This is a genomic window from Peribacillus sp. P4_C12, assembly GCF_056402095.1.
In genome coordinates this window covers 1-6,014 of the sequence record NZ_JBFUIB010000215.1, presented here as the reverse complement: position 1 = coordinate 6,014, position 6,014 = coordinate 1, and the positions used below count along the sequence as shown (strand labels likewise).

Here is a 6,014-nt window from a genome sequence, read left to right as displayed (position 1 = left end):
CGCTACCATCGGAAAGACATTTTCTTTTTGTTTAACACGGAAATCAATTAATACCGGTCCATCAATTGCTAGCGCTTCATCGAGGCAGTTGCTTGCTTCTTCTTCCGTAGTTACTTTGAATCCCGGAATTCCATAAGCATCAGCCAATTTCACGAAATCAGGGTGCGATTGGAAAATGCTGTGTGAAAAACGGTTATCATGAAAGAGTTCCTGCCATTGTCTTACCATTCCAAGTGCTCCATTATTAACGATGATAATTTTGATTGGTAGATTCATTTCAGCAATAACCGAAAGTTCCTGAAGGCACATCTGGAAGCCACCATCTCCGGATATTGAAAGTACTGTCGCTTTCGGATCTGCAAGTTGCGCCCCGAGTGCGGAAGGTAATCCAAAGCCCATCGTGCCAAGTCCCCCGGAAGTGACCCAAGAATTTGGTTTGTTAAACGGATAGTATTGCGCTGCCCACATTTGATGCTGTCCAACATCCGTCGTAACAATGGCTTCTCCATTCGTTTTTTCATGAAGCATTTGGATGACTCGCTGAGGTTTCAGCACGCCTTCTTCCTGTGTATAACGCAATGGGAATTCTTCATTCCATTTAGTCAGCTGTGTGGTCCATTCTTTAATATCCGGCATTTTACCACTTTGCCCAATCAACTCGGTTAGGGCTTCTTTCGCACTGCCGACTACCGGAATCTTTGTTGGTACATTTTTGCCGATTTCTGCTGGATCAATATCGATATGGGCAACCGTTGCATGCTGTGCGAATTTTGCTAAATTCCCAGTCAATCGGTCATCGAATCTGGCACCGATATTGATTAATAGATCACATTTTGATAACGCCATATTTGCTGCAAAACAGCCATGCATACCGCCCATTCCGATAAAAAGCGGATGGTCAGCCGGAAAGCCGCCAAGACCAAGTAGAGTGTGAACAACTGGAATCCCTTGCTGCTCGACGTATTCCTTTAATAGATGGGATGCCTTTGCATGCAGGACACCTGCCCCAGCAAGAATGACCGGTCTTTTCGCTCCACTTACCGCTTCAACGAGCTTTCTAATTTGCAAATAATTCGGCTTCGTCGTCGGCTGATAACCAGGGAGATCCATTACAGGCTCATCATCCGTTGATACTCCTTCTAAAATGGCCATATCTTTCGGAATATCGATCAAAACTGGACCCGGTCGGCCGCTTGAAGCGATATAAAAAGCTTCTTTTATAATACGTGGGAGGTCTTCCGGCTTTCTTACTTGATAGTTGTGTTTTGTAATTGGGGTTGTAATCCCTAGTACATCAGCTTCTTGGAAAGCATCTGTACCAATTACACTAGTAGCAACCTGACCTGAAATAACAACAAGTGGTAAAGAGTCAATCATTGCATCCGCTAAACCGGTAACAATGTTTGTTGCTCCTGGACCGGATGTGACTATGACCACCCCCGGCTTGCCGGTAATCCTGGCGTATCCTTCTGCTGCATGGATTGCGCCTTGCTCATGTCTTGTCAAAATATGAAAAAGCTCTGAACTGTATAGCTTGTCATAAATCGGCAATACAGAACCACCCGGATAACCAAAAATGACTTCAACATTTTCCTTTTTCAATGCATCCATCAGGAATTCGGCACCACTATATTGTGTCTTTCCACCTTTCCGATCAGCCACTACTGCTTTTTGTGTCATACGTAAAGACCTCCTCCACTTTCTCACTTGATATTTTTTCTTAAAATTCGGAATTTTCTGCTTTTTTAGCATACAAAAAAGCCTCCCCACCCCAAATGTACTTGCACTCTGCAAGTTAAAGGGGTGAAAAGGCTTGATAAGCCACTCCACGGTACCACCCTTTTTCGCACGAACTTCCATGCGCACTTTGAATAGTCTACACTATTCTCTGTTTTGGTAACGGGTACTGGTACGCACCCGTTCAGCTCTACTAGTCTGACGTTCAAGCCGAAACTCCAAGGTGAGTTCATCTTTCGGGACAATACCGGTTCTCAGCAACCCGGCTCTCTGTGAATGCCTTGTAAAAAGACTACTTATCCTCTTCAATGCTTTTCGCATAATTCATATTTTTAGAAACGCTTATGTTTGATGTCTTGTATTTGTGATTATCTTACTTGTATTTCGGGTACTAGTCAACAGGTTTTTAAAGAATTTTTTGATAATTCTAAATTGCAAGKTTTACTGTATACGCTTACATACCTACTATTATCCCATTCTCTAAATAAATAAATTGTATTTATTTATTTTAAAAAATGTTAAATATTCTATATTTTCAAATTACAAATCAATTTAAAGATTTTTCTCAAGGACCTTCATAAAAGCAAATAACTTATTTCGCGAATTTTACCCAATATCCCTTTTTCCTGTAAATTATGTTTTTTCTGAAAGGCGATTACTGCTTTTTTTGTTTTCGCATAAAATCAAATTTCACATCATAACATCTGTTTTTAGTTTATTAGTATAAATACATAGAAAAAGGCTGAATACATAGGATAATGGATGAATAATCATGTTCATCCTCCTCGTATCAGCCCTTTAATTATTTAGCTAAAACATCCTCGTAATCGGCATTTTTTTCAAATTGTTTTTGAACGAATGTACATACCGGAACGACTTTTAGTTTTTCTTCACGTGCAAACTCAATTACCTTTTCAACAAGAGAATTACCTACCTTCTGCCCGCGAAGCTTGTCAGACACAACAGTATGGTCCACCGTGATTTCATTATCACCTGATTTATAAAACGTAATTTCCGCCAATTTCTCGCCAGATTCCGCGACAAAAAAAGAACCTTCACCTTTTTGGATATCCACCATTTTGATGACCTCCTTTTATATCCCTTTATCATATCTCACAAAATGAAAATTAAACAAATATTTAAAACTAAATTAAGATTGAACCGTCCAAATCACATCTTTTTTTCGATAAACACTTAACACAATACCGAAAATAAAAGAATTCAACAACGTACCAGAAACTCCATAAGAGATAAAAGGGAGCGAAACACTAACAATCGGGAGAACCCCAAATGACATCCCCAAGTTGATGAATACCTGCATGGCAAACATAGCCAGGCCCCCGGAAATCAAAAGGGTTCCATAATCATCCTTAATGTTCGTTAATATGAAAAACATTCGAAAGATACAAAGTAATAGAATTCCACTTAATAACAGAGCAAAGATCCAGCCCAATTCATAGGTCAACGAAGTCAGGATTAAGTCGGGAGATCCTTCTGGAAAATAGATTTCCACCTGCTGGGTACCGCCGAATAAACCAGCATTCCCAATAAGTTCTTTTACTCTCACATATAAATACTCCATTCCGCCCCCATACTTTTCAGGTGCAATGAATGAATAGATTCTCGCCAGTTGGTATTCTTTCAACGGAAACCTATAAAACGTTGCTGCAGCTATTCCGATCATCGCACTCGCAAAAAGGATCATTTTCTTTTTGTCCAAACGTGTTTTCAAAATCATTGTAGAAACCATAACGAAATAGATTACGATGCTTGGCCAGTTAACAGCTCTGTATAATAAAAGCATTGGAAAAAAGAAAAGAAGTCCAACTAAGAACATATTGATTCTCTCATTCCGGAGAATTCCTGCCCATCCAAGGAGAAAAAGGGGAAGCGTTATTAAAATATCACTGTAAAAAAAGCCTAGATTTAGACTAGGCATTCCGTTAACCGTAGGCCCAAACTCTGATGTAAATAAAACCACCGAACAACCTAAACCATAAAATACCCATCCAAATTTAGACAATTTCGTATAATCCATAAACATGACTGCACCAGCAACACCTAAACCAAGAAGGCAGCCGACCAATTTAGCATAGAAAGAATAATAATAGGACTCTGAACTTAATACCAACAGTGGAATGAAACCAAGAGACATCACCAATAAAAATAAAGCTGTCAAACGCCAGTCTACTTTCGGCCTGTGCAACCGATTTAACTTTTGGCCGATTGTAATCGGGCTTCCCATCTGTTGAACGGACTTCACTTCGGCCTCTTCTTCTGTGTACCCTTGTTTCTTTAGAGCCTCAGTTGACTGCTTCAGATGGAATTCTAATTCCGCTGTTACGAATCGCTTTGCCTCTTTGGAACAGATGAACTGTTTTACTTCATAAAGAAATTGTTCTTTTTTCATCATTTCACCCCTCTAAAACCGTTTGTAAGATGTAAGAGCCTGCATTTTGTTTAGATTCTGACTTTGCGAGCATTCGGCGCCCTTTATTACTAAGGCAGTATGATTTCTTCTCCGTCTGTTCCCATTTGGCCTCAATGAAACCCCTCTGTTCCAAGTCATGCAGCATCGTATACAAAATTCCCTCCTGCTCGGTGAATTTTTCAATGCCCCGCCTTATTAAGGATGACATAATCTGATAACCGCTTTGTTCCTCCTGGAGAATTCGAAAAATGGCGATCATTACTTCCTCATCACTTTCCTTTGCCTGAACAAGTCGCTGTTTAATAGCCGTCTTTTGTTTGTCAGTAAACTTTACATCAGCAAAAACAGTTCTTTTCATTGCACGTTTGAGCTGATTCAATTTATCTTCCATCGTTATCCCCCTCCAGCTTCTCTTTTAGCATCGCTTTCGCCCTCCGCATCCGGGTTTTTATTGTACCTTGGCTGATTCCCGTCATTTCGGAAATTTCTTTTATCGATAACTCTTGAAAATAAAATAAATAAATCACTTCCCTGTATTTTATCGGCAGATTCATCAGGGTATGAGAAAGCATTTGATCCTCATCAAGCTTAAGAATAGTTTCTTCCACACTCACTGTTGCCTGTGGCTCCACCCGCTCATCCACGGTATATTCGATGTTCCGATGGTACCAGCTTTTCAAATAATCCTTACAGTGATTTATGGCAATCTTCCATAGCCATGTTCTCAACTTGGATTGCTTCTTATATGTAGGCAATGCTTTATAACACTTCACAAAAATCTCCTGCGTTAAATCTTCGGCAACAGTGAGATTTTTCACATATGAGTACACAAGCTGAAGAATATCCTGACCGTATACAGTCATAATCTCATCCAACCATATATCTTCTTCACCAGCCTCCAGATATTCTGTAAATAACTCCTCCATAACCCTCATCCTTTCTTTCTAATTTATAGACGATTGTCAACAGGTTAAAGTTTTCTTAATTTACCCTTTATAATCAATGGAAGGATTCTTTCCATATTTATGTAAGGATAAGTATATAATAGGAAGAAACAAAAAAAACTGCCCTATACTGGATAGGACAGAATGTTAAAATTTTATAAAAAGAAAATATAAAATAATCATCAATAACATAATCACCATAAAGACCGCAATGAGAATTACCTGCACACTAGAGGGTGTGAACGTCTCCTCGTTAATTTGTCGCTTCTTCTGCAAATAACCGAAAGTTGCCAATACAGTAATCACTAAACCCAAAGTACAAGTAAACATCCCCAACACAATACTAATCAAATCAATCCGGTCGTCCCGATACTTGCCAATCGTAAAATGCAAACTCGTGGTTAAAAAACCAACCCCTACAATCGCAATCACCGTTCTGATCCATGCCAAAAAGGTGCGTTCATTGGCCAAATGCTGCTGTGCATACTTTAATTGATTTTTTTCCATATCATCACCTTAGCTTGAATGTTTTATGAATAAATCATATCACAGTGATTGCTTTTTCACATTGACACAGGAGGTAATAAAGAAAATCATATACCCTTTAATAAAAACAGACTGATACACCAAAGACCCTCGATTATTTCTAATACCCCTGGTATACCCTCCTTTTTATTTATTATTTTATCTCTTAAGGAGCGAAAAGGCTCTAAACATAGATCCGACAAACATAAGCCCCGCACCACCAAGTAATAAATATATACATAGTGTTTTATCAATAACATTYAAAGGATAAAGCAAGGCACCCAGTGCGAAAAAAGCCCCTATTCCTGTTATAATCCATCCCAATTTTTTCATGCGCAACTCCTAAAAGTTAATTATTTAGTGAAGCTCCTCTAAGG

At 39.1% G+C, this 6,014-nt stretch carries 7 protein-coding genes, 1 pseudogene and 1 other annotated feature; all 8 genes and pseudogenes read right to left on the bottom strand.

The window, feature by feature from the left end:
- Positions 1–1,680, bottom strand: a 1,680-nt coding sequence (gene ilvB, locus AC1DUW_RS19160) for an acetolactate synthase large subunit (protein ID WP_477643213.1), incomplete at its 3' end; no start/stop codon positions are given.
- Positions 1,681–1,796: 116 nt separating this feature from the next.
- Positions 1,797–2,055: a binding site (T-box leader), on the bottom strand.
- A 257-nt stretch (positions 2,056–2,312) separates the two neighbouring features.
- Positions 2,313–2,405 (bottom strand): annotated as a pseudogene (locus AC1DUW_RS19155) (peptidoglycan-binding domain-containing protein); the annotation flags it as partial.
- A 134-nt stretch (positions 2,406–2,539) separates the two neighbouring features.
- Positions 2,540–2,815: a GNAT family N-acetyltransferase gene (locus tag AC1DUW_RS19150; protein WP_053347192.1), complete on the bottom strand. Its 276-nt coding sequence runs from the start codon at positions 2,813–2,815 to the stop codon at positions 2,540–2,542.
- Positions 2,816–2,887: 72 nt separating this feature from the next.
- Positions 2,888–4,150 (bottom strand): FtsW/RodA/SpoVE family cell cycle protein, encoded by a 1,263-nt coding sequence (locus AC1DUW_RS19145; protein ID WP_053347193.1) that lies wholly within the window; start codon positions 4,148–4,150, stop codon positions 2,888–2,890.
- 1 nt (position 4,151) lies between these two features.
- Positions 4,152–4,559, bottom strand: a complete 408-nt coding sequence (locus AC1DUW_RS19140) for a PadR family transcriptional regulator (protein ID WP_053347194.1) — start codon at positions 4,557–4,559, stop codon at positions 4,152–4,154.
- Positions 4,549–5,094 carry a sigma-70 family RNA polymerase sigma factor gene (locus tag AC1DUW_RS19135; protein ID WP_053347195.1) on the bottom strand — a complete coding sequence of 182 codons (546 nt, stop codon included), beginning with the start codon at positions 5,092–5,094 and terminating at the stop codon, positions 4,549–4,551. Before AC1DUW_RS19135 ends, AC1DUW_RS19140 begins: the two co-directional genes overlap by 11 nt.
- A gap of 165 nt (positions 5,095–5,259) precedes the next feature.
- Positions 5,260–5,619, bottom strand: a complete 360-nt coding sequence (locus tag AC1DUW_RS19130; protein ID WP_053347196.1) for a YidH family protein — start codon at positions 5,617–5,619, stop codon at positions 5,260–5,262.
- A gap of 177 nt (positions 5,620–5,796) precedes the next feature.
- Complete coding sequence (locus AC1DUW_RS19125; protein ID WP_162878664.1) at positions 5,797–5,970, bottom strand: hypothetical protein; 174 nt, start codon at positions 5,968–5,970, stop codon at positions 5,797–5,799.
- Positions 5,971–6,014 lie beyond the last annotated feature (44 nt).